12 protein-coding genes are annotated in these 18,398 nt (G+C 49.8%); 4 read left to right on the top strand and 8 right to left on the bottom strand.

The genetic code is table 11. The annotated features are described in order from the left end of the window. Window positions 1-107: 107 nt before the first annotated feature. Complete coding sequence (locus AC3WQT_RS04195) at window positions 108-3,503, bottom strand: EAL domain-containing protein (RefSeq protein WP_492702583.1); 3,396 nt, start codon at window positions 3,501-3,503, stop codon at window positions 108-110. A gap of 586 nt (window positions 3,504-4,089) precedes the next feature. Continuing rightward, window positions 4,090-6,495: a penicillin acylase family protein gene (locus AC3WQT_RS04190; protein ID WP_492702582.1), complete on the bottom strand. Its 2,406-nt coding sequence runs from the start codon at window positions 6,493-6,495 to the stop codon at window positions 4,090-4,092. A 199-nt stretch (window positions 6,496-6,694) separates the two neighbouring features. On the opposite strand from AC3WQT_RS04190, the gene AC3WQT_RS04185 reads away from it, so the two are divergent. Together AC3WQT_RS04185 and AC3WQT_RS04180 are read left to right on the top strand one after the other, a co-directional pair. Continuing rightward, window positions 6,695-8,518, top strand: a complete 1,824-nt coding sequence (locus tag AC3WQT_RS04185; protein WP_492702581.1) for an ABC transporter transmembrane domain-containing protein — start codon at window positions 6,695-6,697, stop codon at window positions 8,516-8,518. 72 nt (window positions 8,519-8,590) lie between these two features. After that, complete coding sequence (locus tag AC3WQT_RS04180) at window positions 8,591-8,968, top strand: VOC family protein (protein ID WP_492702580.1); 378 nt, start codon at window positions 8,591-8,593, stop codon at window positions 8,966-8,968. A 53-nt stretch (window positions 8,969-9,021) separates the two neighbouring features. Here AC3WQT_RS04180 and AC3WQT_RS04175 read toward each other — a convergent pair whose 3' ends face one another. Further along, window positions 9,022-9,597 (bottom strand): TetR/AcrR family transcriptional regulator, encoded by a 576-nt coding sequence (locus AC3WQT_RS04175; RefSeq protein WP_492702579.1) that lies wholly within the window; start codon window positions 9,595-9,597, stop codon window positions 9,022-9,024. A 113-nt stretch (window positions 9,598-9,710) separates the two neighbouring features. On the opposite strand from AC3WQT_RS04175, the gene AC3WQT_RS04170 reads away from it, so the two are divergent. Then, window positions 9,711-10,931, top strand: a complete 1,221-nt coding sequence (locus AC3WQT_RS04170; RefSeq protein ID WP_492702578.1) for an MFS transporter — start codon at window positions 9,711-9,713, stop codon at window positions 10,929-10,931. Between the two features lie 47 nt (window positions 10,932-10,978). On the opposite strand, the gene AC3WQT_RS04165 is transcribed toward AC3WQT_RS04170, so the two are convergent. Then, window positions 10,979-12,655, bottom strand: coding sequence for an amidohydrolase (locus tag AC3WQT_RS04165; RefSeq protein WP_492702576.1), 1,677 nt, complete (start codon window positions 12,653-12,655; stop codon window positions 10,979-10,981). Window positions 12,656-13,021: 366 nt separating this feature from the next. On the opposite strand from AC3WQT_RS04165, the gene AC3WQT_RS04160 reads away from it, so the two are divergent. Beyond that, a complete protein-coding gene (locus AC3WQT_RS04160) occupies window positions 13,022-14,581 on the top strand; it encodes a transglycosylase SLT domain-containing protein (protein ID WP_492702574.1) in 1,560 nt (519 codons plus the stop codon). 192 nt (window positions 14,582-14,773) lie between these two features. Here AC3WQT_RS04160 and AC3WQT_RS04155 read toward each other — a convergent pair whose 3' ends face one another. The 4 genes from AC3WQT_RS04155 to AC3WQT_RS04140 form a co-directional block, all read right to left on the bottom strand. After that, complete coding sequence (locus AC3WQT_RS04155; protein ID WP_492703101.1) at window positions 14,774-15,775, bottom strand: NADP-dependent oxidoreductase; 1,002 nt, start codon at window positions 15,773-15,775, stop codon at window positions 14,774-14,776. Between the two features lie 126 nt (window positions 15,776-15,901). After that, complete coding sequence (locus tag AC3WQT_RS04150) at window positions 15,902-16,711, bottom strand: oxidoreductase (protein ID WP_492703099.1); 810 nt, start codon at window positions 16,709-16,711, stop codon at window positions 15,902-15,904. A 119-nt stretch (window positions 16,712-16,830) separates the two neighbouring features. After that, window positions 16,831-17,439: a TetR/AcrR family transcriptional regulator gene (locus AC3WQT_RS04145; protein WP_492702572.1), complete on the bottom strand. Its 609-nt coding sequence runs from the start codon at window positions 17,437-17,439 to the stop codon at window positions 16,831-16,833. 279 nt (window positions 17,440-17,718) lie between these two features. After that, window positions 17,719-18,393 (bottom strand): OmpW/AlkL family protein, encoded by a 675-nt coding sequence (locus AC3WQT_RS04140; protein WP_492702571.1) that lies wholly within the window; start codon window positions 18,391-18,393, stop codon window positions 17,719-17,721. Between the last annotated feature and the right edge of the window lie 5 nt (window positions 18,394-18,398).

Here is an 18,398-nt window from a genome sequence, read left to right as displayed (position 1 = left end):
GGGCTGAATATTTTATTAAATAAATAACTATTTTTAGAGTTTTCAATAAACCCCGGAGCACATTATTTGTGCAGACATTTTATTACCTCAATACCCACTCAAGTATGTCACGTGCCAATTGTGCTGGCCTCTACGATCGGGCAAGAAGAGAGTTTCAGATGACTATGTTGAAATTGCTCCATCCAGTTTTGAAATTCATCTGCTGGCATAGGTCTTGCAATAAAGTATCCCTGTACAAAGTCACAGCCATATAGTGCCAGTTGATCCCATTGCTGTTGAGTCTCCACTCCTTCAGCTACTACTTTACGGCCCAAATCATGTGCCAGATCTATGGTTGACTGGACGATTCTGGACGACTCCTTACTCTCGATCATCATGGATACAAACGATTGATCAATTTTAATGTAATCGACTGGCAATTTTTGTAAATAGCTGAGCGACGAATAACCAGTGCCAAAGTCATCGATATACATAGAGATACCTATCGCACGCAACTCCCGTAACACTTGCAAAGAGAACTCAGCATCATCCATCACCATACTTTCGGTGATTTCGATTTCGAGTAAGCCTGGTTGCGCATCAAATACTTCCTGCAAATGCAAAATTTTTCCTACTAATTTGTCGTCACGTAAATTGCGTGACGACAAGTTGACTGCGATGGGTAAAGCTTTTCCGTCTTTTCCCCAGATCTGATTCATGCGCAAAGCTGTTTCAACTACCCACTCTGTCAATGGCTTAATTAAACCCGTGTGCTCTGCAAGGCTGATAAATTCACCAGGTGGTATCAATCCTCTCGTTGCATGTTTCCAACGGACCAAACCTTCGGCACCACATATTCGTCCAGTACTCATCTCAACTTTAGGTTGCAGATATAGCCTAAGGTCACCAGCTTCTATCGCATGCTTTAATTCGCCAGCCATATTCAGGTGACGTGCCTGATCTTGCTTTTGCACCGGATCAAAAATCACATAATCGGCGCTTTGCCGTTTTGCTTGCATTGCCGCCATATCGGTGAATCGCAACAAATCATGCGGCGTGTTACCGTGCTGCGGAAATAGGGCAATACCAATTTTTACCGAAACATCAATAGGAATTCCAGAAATCATGAACGGCGACTGCAATGACTTCTCTATATTCTGAACACAAGCAATTGCATCTTCGGTACCACAATCAGGTAAGAGAATGCCAAATTCGTCGCCACGAAGGCGAGCAACTATTGCCTCGTCCGGAACAAGTTGTCTCAAGCGTGCACCTAGTTCTTTGATCAACTGGTCACCTTGGCTGAAGCCGAGGGCGACGTTAATCTCGTTCAAACGTTCAATATTCGTTTGAAGGATAGTGAACGCTTGTGGCCGTTTACCGCTGTTAATGGCCGCAACGATAGATTCAACAAACTGGGTTTCGTTTGGTAATTCAGTCAAAGTATCGAAACGCGTGAGGCGCTCTATCGCCAGGCGCGTTTTTTTCTTTTCTTCGCGTCCGCGAAGTGTGCTTAATCCAAACGCGAGATCATCGGCCATCTCTGACAGCAGGGCAACTTCCTTGTCTCCAAAAGCATCCTTTTCGCTTGCATAAACGGCGATCGCACCAATGGTCTGGCCTTCAACATGCAGCGGACAGGCAATCGCACAAGCGCAAGGAGAAAATTTTTCAGACCATAGTGCATAGTATGGATCAGACTGTAAATCTGCCACGACTGAAGTTTGCGATGTCCTCACAGCCGTCGCAACAACACCACGGCCATATGGATTATTACCCCAACTCACCTTCATTTCATGCAAACCAGCAAGCCCTCCTGGAAATCCGGTTTCTGCCATCGGCATCATTGTTCTAAACTCATCATCGATACGGTATAAGACGATGGCCATTGCATAGTTACCGACGTCGACGATGGCTTTGCACATGCTGTCGAGCAGCGCCTGTTCATTTGTAGCATACAGCATCGCTTTATTTCCAGCGCTGATGGTACATAAGGCCCGGCTAACACTTTCCAGTTGGTAAACCTGCTGCTCCAGTTCATTGTTCAAGGTATTAATTTTTTCTTCCGCGTGCTTACGTTCTGTAATATCAAGACCAAGCACGTAGTAACCGGAAATAATGCCTTCGGCGTCGTGTTTCGGAATGTAATTGATTGCTTGCCAGACCCCAGGAAACGGTTGCCAGTCATAACTCTGCGCACGCCCCTGCAAGACTTTTTCTATCATCGGCGCAGCGACCACATAGCGATTTTTTCCTAGTATTTCTTCTACAGTCATACCGGAAATATCTGCTTTCTCAGCCGCAAAGCGTTCATGGTATTGCTGATTTACATAGACATAGCGTTGCTGTGCATCGACAAACGCAATCAGAGCAGGAACGCTATTGATAATTTTTTTCAGATGCTGTTCGCTTTCAAGCAATTGCATGCTTCTTTCGCGTACGCGTAGCTCAAGTGTCTCATTTTGTTCGAGGATGATTTTTTGAGCTTGGCGTGCGTTTGTTTCATCCCGGAATACGATGACAGTACCGCTAATTTGCTTGCATGAATTACTGATTGCGGCAACACTGCCTGCAATCGGATATACATGATGGCTGCGAGAAATCAGTACCGTAGGACGTAAAGCTTGCATGTGTTCGCCACCCGCCACAATCTCTGCTATTTGAGCGGATACTGGTGAATTTTCTTCTTCATGGATTAAGTAAAGAACTTCGTCAACATGCCTGCCTTTTGCCTGGACAAAATCCCATCCTGTTAAGAGTTCTGCCACAGGATTCATACGGATAATATGCGCATTCTTATCAGTCGCGAGTACTGCATCACCAATCGAATGCAAAGTTGTGCTGAGATTTTCTTCACTATCAGCGAGTGCCCGCTGAAAGCCAACATTGGTACGCAGCTGCGATAGAAACAATAAGTAAGTGCCTCCCAAACTGAATAGCAACAATAGAGCTACACCACTGCTAATGCTTGCCATCTGGATACGTGCCTGGACAAAGTCGCGATTTTTCATCTCCAATAGCGACATTTCCTGATTTTCCATTTCACGCAGGATGCTGTACATACGCTGCCTGGTTTCAATCAAGGGGGCGGTTGCAATATATGCAGTTGCGGCTGCGTAGCCCTCTGTTTTTCGTATCAATTCGGAATGTTTGGAGATAGCGATACGTTCATTGACAACATTACGCAAGCGCTTCCAGTTTTCTTGCTGGCTTGCATCGTCTGCAGTCAAGATCTTGATACGTTCGAGAGTCTTCTCTCTATCAATAATTTTTGCGTCTCGTTCTGCGAGCCAGTGCGCCTCTCCGGAAAGCCGGAAATTCTGACTGGCGTATTCCACCTTGGTGGCATCATTGTTTGCACGTAAAATAAGATCCAATACTTCATGCGCATGCGCAACCAGCTCCGAAGCCTCAGCGGCATCTTTTGCGACCTTCCAAATACTGACCGTCAAACTGACGACAACGACAGCCGCAGCAACAAACGCTGTCAGTATTGTCCTTTTAGATTTGGAAAATCGCTTCAAGGTTTGCCCCACCTGATCTACCCGAGGTACAGTCCCATGCTACATCCACCAAAACATCTCTTTGTATAGTAGTCCATTAATTTCGGGCAATACTCGAAATTAATGAAAAATAACAATAGTGCTTTTTTCGGTTTGAAGATTGTTTTTTGTTTTTTTATTATCAAAAAATTATGCACTCAGTGTATAACGAAATGATAATTTAATGTAAAGGAAGTTCGATCAGAAATAAAAATTATCGATCTGATTTACTAATGCTTGTTATGCAGCGGGAATTTCCAGCATTCCACGCTTTTCTTGCGAAATGGGAACCCAGCAGAAGTGACGACGTCCGGGTCGCCTCTTTTTGCTTCATTTTTCTTGGCAAGAGACAAGAAAGGGAGTGATTATTGGTCTCCCTCCAGCTTGCAATCATCAATGATGAATACAGGTGTTGAAAAGCGGACGAGTAAATCACTTCAAGGCTTACTAAAAACGCCTCTGGAACGCCAGCCCGGTGGATTCCTGCCAACAGCGCGCAGGAATGACGCTGCCATGTACAGCACAATTTCAGAAGAATACGTTTGGACTACATTACAAATAGTGCAGATTATTTCCCGCTTAACATCAACACGCTCTTCGCATGCACCACAACATCCTTCTCATTCAAATACTGCGGCACATAAGCCCCAGCCGCAAACGCTGCCGCCTGATCATTGTAGTGTGCATCAAATAAAACCCCGCTCTGCCCTGCAGGATTGACACCTAAAGCTTTCGAGGCATCGGCAAAATCAATCAGGCGTCGTGTCGATGGGCCATATACTACGTCCCACGGTGCTGGCCCTATTGCTGCTGCCAGATTATTCGGCAGCTCGCGCCCGCCAGCCACTTCAAACGGGCCTATGTTGAATATCTTGTCCAAAGGTTTTTGCTGTGAAAGCGGATGCTTGTGTGTCAGCGTATGCGCCTTGCCCCAAGTCCATTGCTTGCTGTCCGCACCAAACGTCTTTTGCAAATGCGCGATGCTGTCGCGCCATGCCAGTGCCAAGATATCGTCGCGAGTTTCGACCGCTGCTGTTGAGCGATTATCCCACCAGGGTGACCTTGCATCGGCCAGCAGGCGTGGCAAGGCATAGTCAAGAGCACGGGTACGCAAGAGATTTTTGAACTGTACTTCACCCACCTCATCGGCCATCGCCGCATAGATGATCTGATACAGCAATTGGCTGAAGATGGTGGGTGCTATGCTATTCGCCTGGTAACTGCCATCCCATTTTTCCAGTTGCTCCAGCAGGCGTTTGCCATCTGCATCAGTTATTTGCTTGCGCAAAATCGGCAATATGGATGGCAAAATCTGAGCGACATAATCGGTCTTGTTTTCAAGTTGCAGAGCCTGGCTGTTTTTGGTATCCCACTTCATGCCAGGTTTCGACAACAAGGCTTCCAGCCTGCGTGCGCGCTCGTTCAGATTGTAATAACCGGGGATAGCAAAATCTGCGGCTGGCAAAGGTTGTTGATTTGCAGAGACGATAAAACCACGAGCTGGATTTACTTCATGCGGGTTATCAGCAAAATCAGTAAAGCCGGGTTTGTCAGCCTCTGCTGTACTGCCATCAAGTATGAAGGCCGGATTCACATCCGTGGGCCGCTTGACCAGTTTCGCCGCCGCCCACCAGGCGATATCGCCTTGCACATTCGCCCACACCACATTCAAACCGGGTGCATGGATATTGCTGGCAGCATGGGCAGCAATTTCTTTTGTGCTCGCGCGATTCAATTCATAAAAAGCGTCTAGTACAGGATTTTCAGTTTCCAGAAATGCCCACCACATGGCGATGGGCTTGGCAGTCTGATCCTCGCCCCAGGCCTGACGGAAGGCATCGCTGATGATGGGGCCATGAGGGGACGTTCGCAATTGCAGTTTAACTGCGTCCGCACCTTTGACCTTGATGATTTCTTCACGGCTTTGCAAATCCACCCATTGTTCTTTGACCCAAACTTGATTGGAATTTTGCGGGTTGATTTTTTCAGCTATAAAATCAACATCGTCGTTCTGAAACATGGTCAGCGTCCAGCCAAAATTCTGGTTGTGCCCCAACAAGGCAAAAGGGTTAAGTGCCTGGTGATGACCATATAATTCAAAGCCTGGCATTTTGAGATGGGCTTCATACCAGACTGCGGGTGCCGAGTAAGCGATGTGCGGATCACCCGCCAGCAAGGGTTTGCCGCTGGCAGTATTCTTGCCAGCAACTACCCAGGCATTACTGCCTTCGAACTGTGGCAAGCCAAACTCCTCGATAACTTGCTGACTCGTCGTTGCGATGCGATTCATCCTGCCCCAGTCTGTCGCGCTCAATGGCAAAGACTTGATGACACCTTCGGGATACCAGGCAAAATCAAAAATGCGCAAATAATCTGCGCCCAGCTTGTCACGTATCTGTGTCAATACTGGTTCAGAACGGAAGGCTGCTGCAAAGCTATAAGCCATATAACCAGACACTGCGACCGTATCTTCTGCAGTAAACGGGCGCTTGGGTATGCCCAGCAATTCAAATTCCAGAGGTGATGCGTGGGTAGCCTGATATTGGTTGATGCCATCAAGGTAGGCATTGAGTGCTTTGACTGCGGGGGAGTTTTTATCGAATCTGGCAGCATAATCGGCAGCATGTTTGCGCAAACCCAGGGTACGGAAAAGACGGTCAGTATCCAGCAGTTTTGGGCCAAGAATTTCTGCCAGTTCACCTTTGGCCAGGCGACGCACCATTTCCATTTGAAACAGCCTGTCCTGTGCATGCACATAACCCAGGGCGCGATATAAGTCCGCTTCATTTTTTGCTTCTATATGCGGCACACCACGCTCATCATATTGCACCATCACTTCAGCTTGCAGGCCTGTCAGTACCTGATTGCCTGAGCGTTGCACGCGCTTGCCATATATATGGACGGTGGCAACGATGATGATTATCAGCAGCAAGGCGACCAATACAAGCAGACTCCATTTCAGCAAGCGTTTCATCAGTGAGCTTTCAATGTGGCATAGTGTTCAGATTCTACACTCAGTCGCAAGAATCACGCTGAGCGCGCTGCAGTCAATATTATCAATAATTCATCATCAGAAAAAGAGCATCATAGACTATTGATTTTGACTCACCTATCATCATCTATACCTTTTGCTATTTGCTTAGCCCACGCTCGCCCACTATTCTGGACTGCGCATGACCACTTCCCCAGCAACACCCACCTCCACTGCTGAAATTTCCCAGCGTAGCAGCTTGCAAACCCTTAAAGGCTTGCTTCCCTTTCTCACACCATACAAGATGCAGTTTGTATTAGCCGGTATTGCCTTGCTGGTGGCGGCCAGTGCCACATTGGCAATACCTTATGCTTTCCGCCAGATGATAGACCTGGGATTTGGCGGCGGTGATCACAGTATCAAGCATGTGGACCTGACCTTCATTGCCCTGTTCGGTGTGGCCTGTGTGTTGGGTATCGCAACCGCCGCCAGGTTTTATATGGTGTCGTGGTTGGGCGAAAGAGTGACGGCCGATATACGCAATGCGGTGTATTCGCACGTGGTGACACAAAGCCCGGAGTTTTTTGAAACCACGCAAACCGGTGAAGTGCTGTCGCGCCTGACTACCGATACCACACTGATACAAACCGTGGTAGGCACCAGCATCTCCATGGCTTTGCGTAACTTCCTGCTTTTCCTTGGCGGCCTGGTGATGCTGTTTATCACCAGCCCCAAACTGTCATCCATCATCATCGTCATGCTGGCAGTGGTGGTCTTGCCCATCATTCTGTTTGGTCGTCGTGTGCGCACGCTCTCGCGTGATTCACAAGACCGGATTGCCGATGCATCGGCAATTGCAGGTGAAATACTGAATGCCATGCCGACCGTGCAAGCCTTCACCCATGAAAATATAGAAGCCCAGCGTTTTTCTGGCTCAGTGGAAGGTGCTTTCAAAACTGCCATGCGCCGCATACGTGCCCGCTCACTATTGACGGTGATGGCTATCTTGCTGATCTTTGGTGCGATTGTTTTTGTATTGTGGCTGGGTGCCCACGCAGTGATGCAAGGCCGCATGAGTGGCGGCGAACTGGGTCAGTTTATCCTGTATGCATCCATCGTGGCGGGTGCTGTTGGTGCTTTGTCTGAAGTCATGGGCGATGCCCAGCGTGCTGCCGGTGCGACCGAGCGCCTGCTGGAATTGATCGAGGTCAAATCACCAATACAAAATCCAGTACAGGCACTGAGCTTGCCTACCCGTGCCGAGCATGATCCCAGAGGAGCTGCATTGTCATTGCAAGGTCTGGAATTTCATTATCCTTCGCGCCCCAAGACTGCCGCTTTATTGAATCTGAACCTCGACATACAGCCTGGCGAAACTGTTGCCATCGTTGGCTCTTCAGGTGCGGGCAAGACCACCTTGTTCCAGATGCTGCTGCGTTTTTATGATCCACAGCAAGGCAGGATCACTCTTGATGGCATCAATATACGCGAGTTGAGCCTGCATGAATTGCGTGGCGCAATAGGCGTGGTGCCGCAAGATACAGTCATTTTCTCAGCCAATGCCCTTGAGAATATACGCTATGGCCGCGCTGATGCCAGCGATGCAGAAGTGATAGCAGCAGCGAAAATGGCAGCAGCGCATGAGTTTATAGAAAGGCTACCGGAAGGCTATCAATCCTTCCTCGGTGAGCGTGGTGTGCGCCTGTCTGGTGGGCAAAAACAAAGGATAGCCATTGCCCGCGCCCTGCTGAAAAACCCGCCGCTGCTGTTGCTGGATGAAGCCACCAGCGCACTGGATGCAGAGTCAGAACGCCTGGTACAAGGTGCACTGGAAGTGGCCATGCAAGGCCGCACTACCCTGATCATTGCCCACAGGCTGGCAACCGTGCAGCGTGCCAACCGTATCATCGTCATGGAACATGGCTGTATTGTGGAAACCGGCACCCACTCCTCACTGGTAGAGCAAGGTGGGGTCTACGCGAAACTGGCGGCATTGCAGTTTGATTTGCATAGGAATGAAGAATAGCAATCAAACAATAATAAATCAGTAAATCGTGGCAAAATAGCCAACTCATCAATAACGCTTACCAAGGAGACCATGATGATAGGCTACATTACCCTGGGCACAAATGATGTCAAGCGTGCCGCCGCTTTTTACGATGCGCTGTTGGCAGAGATAGGTGCCAAACGTACTATGGAATCAGAAGGTTTCGTCGCCTGGGGAGTCAGCCCCAAACACCCCGCACTGGGCATTATCACGCCGTTCAATGGCGAAGCGGCGACTGTAGGTAATGGCAGCATGGCAGCTCTTGTCGTCAAAACCAAAGAGCAGGTGCAAGCTGTGTATAACAAGGCCATTGAGCTGGGCGGCAAAGATGAAGGTGGTCCAGGTCCAAGGGGCGACAGTGGTTTTTATGCTGCTTACTTCCGCGACCTGGATGGCAATAAATTGAATGCATTCTGCATGGGTGGTTAAGTTTTAGCTGGCTGTTGCAATTCGCTCGATTTGCAACAGCCAACGATAGCTATTTAGTCGCTCGCCGTTTCAAGTGCCGTAGCAACCGCAGCAAGGATGCGCCGGGAAAATTCTTCATCTTCCGCCACGCGCGCCAGCACAACTGCCCCAACCATACTGGCCAAAGCCAGCATGGCCTTGCCTTCTCTTTTCTCTTTCGTTTCGCCAGGCAGCAAGTCCTCCAGCACGGCCATCAAGTCATGCGCACCTTTGTCGGCAGCCTTGCGCACTGTCTCGTTTTGCCTGGCCATATCTGACCCAAGGGCGGCAAGAGCGCAGCCCCTGCCCGGCTTGTCCCTGTGCGCAGGAGACAGGTAATCGTTGGCGATGCGTAACAGGGCGGTGTCTGGAGATTCCACCTGCCACTTCTTCCAGCGCTCTGCTGAGCGCCCCAGACTCAGTGCGCAGGTTTGCGCAATCAAGTCTTCTTTGGAAGAAAAGTTTCCATAAAAGCCACCATGGGTCAGGCCAGCGCCCTTCATCAGATCAACCACGCTGACGCCGTCATAGCCACGTTCCCGGAATAGCTGTGAAGCCACATCCAAAATACGTTGGCGATTTTCATTTGCCTGCTCTCTGCTGACTTTCATGGCACTACTCCATCAATAAATTCTCTTGACATTATAGATTATAAACGTAATATATACAATCATGATGACCATAATTTAAAATCAGGTCCGCCCTTACATTCACGGAAAACAATATGAATACCAGGAACAATCTATTGAACAAATACCCCGCCATCTGGCTGGTGCTGCTGGGTACAGCCGGTACTTTTGCCCTGACCATGGGCGCACGGCAAAGCATGGGCTTGTTTCTTAGCCCCATGAATACTGCCACTGGCCTGGGCGTGGGCAATATCAGCCTTGCCTTCGCCTTTGGGCAATTGTGGTGGGGTCTGACACAGCCATTCGCTGGCGCCTTTGCCGACAAAATGGGGGCTGGCCGCGTCTTGTGTGTTGGTATCGTTCTGGTGGCCGTGGGTACTTTCATCACGCCACTGATGACGACTACGGCAGGCCTGATCTTTGCCATAGGCATGCTGGCAGCAGGTGGAGCGGGCATGGCCGGGCCTGCTGTGCTGATGGCAACTGCCACCCGCATGATACCGGCAGAAAAGCGCGGCATTGCGACTGGCATCGTGAATGCTGGAGGTTCTTTTGGTCAGTTCCTGATGGCGCCGATCGCCATCACGCTCATGGGTTTGTATGGCTGGAATAATGCCATGCAGATCATGGGCATGCTGGTTTTGCTGGCCTTGCCCGCTGCCTATCTCTTACGTGGCAAACCCGTACTAGCTGCCAGTAGCGGACAAGCACCGGTCAGTACATCCAAGGCGATCTCCATCGCCCTGAAAAATCCCAGCTACCTGATGCTGGCGGCAGGCTTTTTTGTATGCGGCTTCCACGTGGCTTTTCTTGCCACCCATTTGCCTGGTGTGATCAGCCTGTGTGGCTTGCCTGCAGAGTTTGGTGGCTGGGCGCTGGCCATGCTGGGTCTGTTCAATATCATAGGCAGCATTTCCATGGGTTGGGCGGTCGGCAAATGGCGCATGAAGTCATTGCTGTCCTTGCTGTATGCAACACGTGCTATCGCCATCATCCTGTTTTTGCTGGCACCTAAAACTGGCACGGTTGTACTGATGTTTGCTGCCGTGATGGGGCTGACGTTCCTGTCCACCGTGCCGCCGACTGCTGGCCTGGTCGCCAAGTTGTTTGGGCCTGCCAATATGGCCAGCCTGTTTGGCATCGTCATGCTGACACATCAAATCGGTGGCTTCCTTGGTGTCTGGCTTGGTGGCAAGGTGCTGGAAGCAAATGGCAATTTCAATTTGCTCTGGTATATCGATATCACGCTGGCAGTTGCTGCGGCCCTGGTGCACTTGCCCATACAGGAAAAACAATTGCAACTGCGGACGGCATAAACCGCCCTGCATCACCATGAAAGCTGGGTTTATTTAGTTTATTTAGTTTATTTAGTGGCTGAATAAACCTGCTTGCCTGCTACCCAGGTTTGCAAGACCTTGATCTTGTAAATATCGGTGGCAGGCATGTTCAGTATATCCTGGTCGATGAGAATAAAGTCTGCCCACTTGCCTGCTTCCAGTGTGCCAAGCGCATTTTCCTGATGTGCGGCATAGGCAGCATCAAGGGTAAAGCAGCGCAAGGCTTCCTGCACTGTCATGACCTGATTGGCATACCAGCCTTGCGCAGGCTTGCCCGCCATGTCCTGACGGGTAACGGCTGCATGCACACCCCAGAATGGATTGGGCGATTCTATAGGGAAGTCAGAACCACAGGCGATGCGTGAACCCTGCTTCAGGAAACTGCGCCAGGCATAAGCCCCCTTGATGCGTTCTGCCCCTACCCTGTCCTCGGCCATATTCATATCAGATGTCGCGTGAGTAGGCTGCATGGAGGGCAAGATACCCAATTGCTTGAAACGCGGAATATCATCCAGAGCCACGACTTGCGCATGCTCTATGCGGTGGCGTAAGTTGCTCGATGCTGATGCTGGCAAGCGGGCAAAGCCGTCCAGTATCTGGCGGTTACCAGCGTCGCCTATCGCATGCACATTTACCTGGTAGCCTTTGCTGGCAGCTTTTTCTATCATCGCGTACATGTCATCTCCTGTCTTGAACAGCAGGCCATGCGTATGCGGCCCATCTGAATACGGCGCCATCAGGGCCGCGCCACGGCTGCCAAGCGCACCATCAGCAAACAGTTTGACTGCACGCAGAGAATAAAAATCACGCCCATATGTCAGCAAGGGCCCCTGCTGCGAAACTTTATCGAAAAATCCATCGGTGCCACGTACCATGCCATAAATGCGCGTCGTCAACTTACCCTGATCTGCATATTCACGGAATAACTTATCGGCAGATTCTGAGACTCCCGCATCATGCGCACTGGTGACACCGACCTTCGCCAGTTCCAGCAAGGCCAGGTCCAGGGCAGCCCTCTGCTCGGCATTTGATGCCGGCGGCACTACCTTGTCGACCAGGCGCATGGCTGCATCTACCAGTATGCCAGTAGGCTTGCCCTGCGCATCTTTTTCTATCTTGCCACCAGCAGGGTCAGGCGTACTTTCTGTAATGCCAGCCAGCTGCAAAGCCTTGCTATTGGCCCAGCCAGCATGGCCATCCACACGCGACAACCAGACCGGACGGTCTTTGACTACTGCATCAATTTCTTGCGCAGTTGGAAAGCGACCCAGCTTCCAGTTAGCCTGGTTCCATTCACCACCGATGATCCACTGATTCAAGGGAAAGCGAAGCGCATAGTCAGCAATTGCCTTTTGCGCCTCTGCCAGATTGGCGGTGGCACGCAAACCCAGTTGCATCTGGCTTGCACCCAGACTGAGCACATGGCCATGTGCATCTATCATGCCGGGCAATAGCGTTTTACCTCCACCATCTACATGTTTGGATTTAGGTAATTTGCTTGCCAGGTCAGCCACTTTACCAACCCCGATAATCTTGCCAGAGTCATCAAAAGCCAGGGCTTGAAACTGCTGCAACTTACCCTCCTGATTCAAGGTGTAGCCGCGAACATTATCGATAATCGTGTCGGCAGTTGCCAGATCCGCACTCAGTGCAGTAAAAGCAGTCGCAAGTGTCAATATCAAGGGTTTCAATGTGCTTTGCATAGATCATGTCCAGATTGAATAGATACGTCGATGAGGATGTGTATTGTATTTCAATATTCTTTGGCAACATCTGTTTTGCAGCAGCCTATATTTCATTGTCATATAGCTTGAACATCGAATTATCAAACCAGGGAAAAATTCGTTTTAGAAAAACTTAGACACATTTAGGCATACGTTATCAAAAATTGAGGCAATTTAGACCATCTTACCTATAAGAAAAGGTAAAATCCGACTCGACAGCCATGTAACAGATGTAAAACTTGTCATTCAGCTGACATTTTTCTTGACGCTGCAAACTGCACTTGCGTACACTCACACGATTCTGCAATCCACGTCGACTATGGTCGATTAGACAATTCATTGCCTATGAAACGATTCCGACTAAGCTCCCCAAGCATATTGACTGCCGCCCTGCTAGCTGGCCTGGCACCACAAATATGTCTTGCAGATGCTCCGCCCCCAGTTTTTGCCCTGGTATCCGCACCAGAAACCACCAATTCAGTACAAGCTGCTGCCGCCAGTCAGGCCGTCAATCTGGAATTGCCAGCTGACGTAGCCAATTTTGATTACACCGACAAAACCACCGACTTGTGGGAACGAGTACGCGCAGGTTATGCCATACCTGACCTGGAAAACCAGTTGGTAGCAAATCAACTGGCCTGGTATGGCACCCGTACCGAATATATTTTGCGCACAGTGCAGCGTGGCTCACGCTATCTTTACCATGTGGTAGAAGAGCTGGAAAAACGCGGCATGCCAACTGAACTGGCCCTGCTTCCATTCATAGAATCTGCTTTTAATCCACAAGCCATTTCCACTGCCAAGGCAACTGGCATGTGGCAATTCATGGCAGCGACAGGTCGAGATTTCAACCTCAAGCAAACCATGTTCAAGGATGACAGGCGTGGTGTACTGGACTCTACTGATGCTGCCCTGAATTATCTGGAAAAGCTGTACGGCATGTTTGGCGACTGGCAACTGGCACTGGCAGCGTATAACTGGGGCGAAGGTTCAGTCCAGCGCGCCATCAAGAAGCAACAGGCACTGGGTTTGCCGATAGACTTCCAGAGTCTGTCTGTGCATATGCCGAATGAAACAAAAAACTATCTGCCAAAATTGCAGGCTGTCAAAAATATCATAGGCCACCCGGAACAATTCAATCTGGCTCTGCCCAAGCTGGATAATCAGCCTTACTTTGTCTCAGTTGAAAAAACCCGTGATATTGATGTCCGTGTTGCCGCACAGTTGGCAGAATTGCCGCTTGATGAATTTACAGCACTAAACCCGCAATTCAGCCGCCCTGTTATTGCCGGTGGTAGCAATACCAAGATTTTGCTACCAACTGATAACGCAGCCCTGTTCAAAGAAAACCTGAACAAATGGCAAGGCCCGCTGTCCAGCTGGTCCGCCCACACTGTACAAAAAACTGAACGTGTAGAAGCGCTGGCGACCAAACTGGGTCTCAAACCTGAAGTGGTACGTGAAGTGAATTTCATCCCGGCGAAAATGATGGTCAAGGCAGGCTCGACCTTGCTGGTACCAAAGTCCTCCAAAACGCCAGATCATGATATCTCGTTAGAAATCGCCGAAAAAGCACAACTGGTCATAGAAAAAACCTCTACCCGCCAGGTCAGCTACAAGGTCAGTAAGCACGATAACCTGGCTGGCATTGCCAAACGCTTCCGCGTCAGTGTCGCCGAATTAAAAACCTGGAACCATCTGAAGCGTGAAAACGTCGCCCATGGTCAGACCTTGCATATACAAACGCCGGTCGTTACCCAGGTGAATCAAACCAATATACTGGCAAGTGCAGGCAACCGTCGTGCGGCACCGACACCTAAAATCGTCCACCGCTCAGCCGCACCTGCACGCCATGGCAAAACTCTGCTTGCCAACCTGAAAGCAGGCAAAAAGAAACACAGTTAATCAAGCTGCCCGGACAGGGCTGCTCAGATCAGGCAAGCCCGTCAGTTTCCATGCAAAATCCAAAATCCTCACATGCAGGTGTGAGGATTTTGCACTTCTGCAGACATCTCCACACGAGTACATACGACCCGACCTTGCAGCCAGGGATGGCCAGCCGGAATTAACGCCATCTGCAAACAGGTCTTGCCACCACTATCGTATCTTGATCACGACCTTACCTTTTGCACGCCCGCTTTCGACATACGCCATGGCGTCATTACTTGCTTCAAATGAAAACACCTTGTCTATCACCGAGCGTATTGCCCCAGCATCGATGAGGGAAGTAATCTCACGCAATTGTCTACCATGCGCTCTCATGAATAGGAAAGAGTAACTTATATTACGACGCATGGATTTCTTCCTGACGCCAAAACTCAGCATGCGCATGATCAATTTCACGAACCAGGGAGCACCAATTTCCTCTGCAAACGCTGCGTCCGGTGGCCCGGAAATTGAAATGAGTTTTCCACCAGGTTTTAGTATTTGCAGTGATTTTTCCAAGGTCTTTGCGTCCTGGCTATTCAATACCACATCGTAATCCTGCAAGATTTTTTCGAAATCGTCTTTCTTGTAATCGATCACGACATCTGCGCCCAGACTCTTCACCAGATCAATATTCGCACTACTGGTTGTGGTAGCGACGAATGCACCCAGATGCTTCGCCAATTGAATCGCAAATGTTCCTACGCCGCCCGACCCGGCCTGGATAAATACCTTTTGTCCTGGTTTCACATTGGCTTTTTCAACCAATGCTTGCCAGGCTGTTAAACCTACTAACGGGATAGAGGCAGCTTCCTCCATGCTCAGTGACACTGGTTTCATGGCCAGCGAGTCTTCCTTGATGGCGATGAATTCTGCAAAAGCACCAATCCGAAAATCATCTGGCCGGGCATAAACCTCATCGCCCAGCTTGAACTGCCGTACTCTGGAACCTACTTTGACCACGACCCCGGCCGCATCATGACCCAGAATAAGCGGCAAGCGATAAGGCAGGATGAGTTTAAATTCACCGTCGCGTATTTTGGCATCCAGCAGGTTAACCGCTGCTGCGTGAACCTGGACCAGGACTTCGTCATCCCGTATATCCGGTACCGGCATTTGACCAATTCGCAGCGCACTCTTTTTCTGGTAACGATCGACAATAGCAGCTTTCATCATGCCTCACTCCAATTTATTAAAATAAGGTCTCTGGTAAAAATCAACTCGCCGGCTGCTGGTGCGGATAACTTTGCATGTCATTTCCGGCTTGGATCTCCCCAGAACAAGAAGCAAGAACAGCGTCTAAGCTTCGAGCCGCAGGTCTTTACGTATCCCGGCATCCATCAGGCCAGCCGGCGCAAAGGTGCGCAGCAAGCGCAAGCGATTTGCCAGGCTACCTGCGGTGTAACGCAATTTAGGATGCTGCACGCTGGCAGCCTTCAACACTGTCTCAGCCACGACTTCAGGCCCCTCAGCTGTTTCCATTACTTCTTTAATTCTCTTATTCACTGCAGCACGAATTTCACGATACTCTTCCATCTTGGTGTCGGGTTCCAGCATGTTCGTGTCGAATGCTGTTTTGGTGTAAGCAGGCTCGATCACTGTGACGCGGATACCTCTGGTGCGCAGTTCATGATCCAGGGATTCAGAATAAGCTTCGACTGCATGTTTGGTCGCAGCGTACAAAGCTCCGTAAGGCATGGGCAAGAAACCCAATACCGAGCCGATGTTGATGATGCGGCCAACACCCAGGCGTCGCATATGCGGTACGACTGCCTGAGTTACCCGCAGGAGCCCGAAAAAATTCGTATCAAATATCGCCTGGGCCTGCGCTATGGAGATTTCTTCCGCTCCGGCGGGGGCAATACCTATCCCGGCATTATTGACGAGCAGATCTATGCGCCCGCTCAAACGCAGCACCTCATTGACAGCTGCCGTGACAGATTCATCGCTGGTCACGTCCAATGACAGCATCTCAAAGGATTGCTCAGCCGTTGCGCTCCCACCTCTGCTGGTACCGTAGACCTTATAACCGGCTTTCGCCAGCCTCTTGGCAGTAGCTGCACCTATGCCTTGCGAAGCACCTGTCACCAGCGCTATTTTTTCGTTCATCATATTCTCCAATTTATATGACTTGTGTGCTTCATGGGTAGTAAGGAGCAAATTTCACAATAAAATATGACAATCATCATATTTTAAATCAAACAAAAACCTGTAGATATCCACAGGAATCACTTATCGGAAGGAGCGAGTTTTTCCCGCGCTGCTTCAAGAAAGCTTTCAGACAACTTGGGATCATCAACAGCTCGTGCCATCAACATGGTACCCACCATGGTAGCGACCATCATCAGCGCCTTTTCGTGCGCCCCTGGCTGGCCCCAGTCTGGCAGTTGACGGGCCACGACATCTATCATCTCTTTGATGCGGCGGGTAGCTGCACGCCGCACCTCCGGTGCCTGCCTGGGCATCTCTGAACCCAGGGCAGTGACGGGACAGCCAGTTTCTATGCTGTCGAAATGCTCCTTTGACAGATAAGCCTGTACCAGCGCCTGCAATGCCTGCTCTGGCGGTACTGCCGCAGCAATGTGGGCAGAAGCAGCCACCGCCTCCGCCCCTGCCCTGTCCGCAGCCTCGGCCAGCAATGCTTCGCGTGAGGCAAAGTGACTGTAGAAACCACCGTGCGTCAAGCCAGCCTCTTTCATGAGGTCAGCGACACCAGTGCCGTCATAGCCACTACGTCGTATTGCACGGGCAGCAACTTCAACGATACGCTCATGCGTAATTTCTTTGCGGCTAGTGCCTTTCGGCTTTAAAGAATTATTTCCCATGACGATCATCATATACCATTTCGGAATAAACTGCTGGATAACTGCTTAAAAAAATCCAGGACTTCTCATGAACTGCGAGAAACCTGCGGCCTGGCTAACTTGCCAGCTTAGACGCAGAGAGATGCAGAGAGAAGCAGGCGAACTGCTGACAGCTTCATCCGTCATTTTTGCGAAGAGCAAGCTTGTCAGCCAATTTATCACTTGAGCAAATAAAAAAGGGTTCCAGCAATTTACTGGAACCCTTTTTATCAAACCAATCAAACTATGCAGACTACGTTATCAGCCAACTTATCAGAAGCTGTAACCCAGTGCCACGCAATACACGACAGGACGGAAATCTATCGTCGTTTTACGCTCGATACTGCCAGTCGTTGCTGTCATGTCTGATTTGACTTTAGCAGCAGCGATGGTGGCAGTGACAGACCAGCGTTCATCATATTGATATTTGACGCCTAACTGACCAGCAAGACCAACGGAATCCTTCAAATCAATCTTGGTTGGTCCACCGGTTGCAATATTACCTACTGCGGTCGATTTCGCATCGAAGAACTGGGTGTAGTTCAAACCAAGGCCTACAAAAGGACGGAAAGTAGCAGTCGGCGCACCAAAATTGTAGTTGATGAAGAAGGTAGGTGCGCGTTGTTTGACTTTGGAAATAACACCGTAAGGCGCCAAAGTGCCGCGACCAGTTACTTCATGCTCAGGTGGGATACCAGCCACAAAATCAAAATCAAGATGATCATTGATACGGCGAGAATAACCTAGTGCCAGCGTATTTGCATTCTGCACGATCAGGCCGGCGGGTTGTGGCGTCAGGAATGCCGGGCCATTGCTGGTGAAATCAGGAGACTCAGAATGTACCTGCACATTGATGATACCTGCACGTACTGTATTTTCAAAAGCATGTGCAGAAGAAACGCAGGCCAGACCAAACAAGGCGCTAACAGCGAAATGAATTTTTTTCATGATGG

This window comes from Undibacterium sp. FW305-107, from assembly GCF_058788535.1.
The sequence above is the reverse complement of the archived record's forward strand: the minus strand, read 5'-3'. Positions and strand labels throughout refer to the sequence as shown.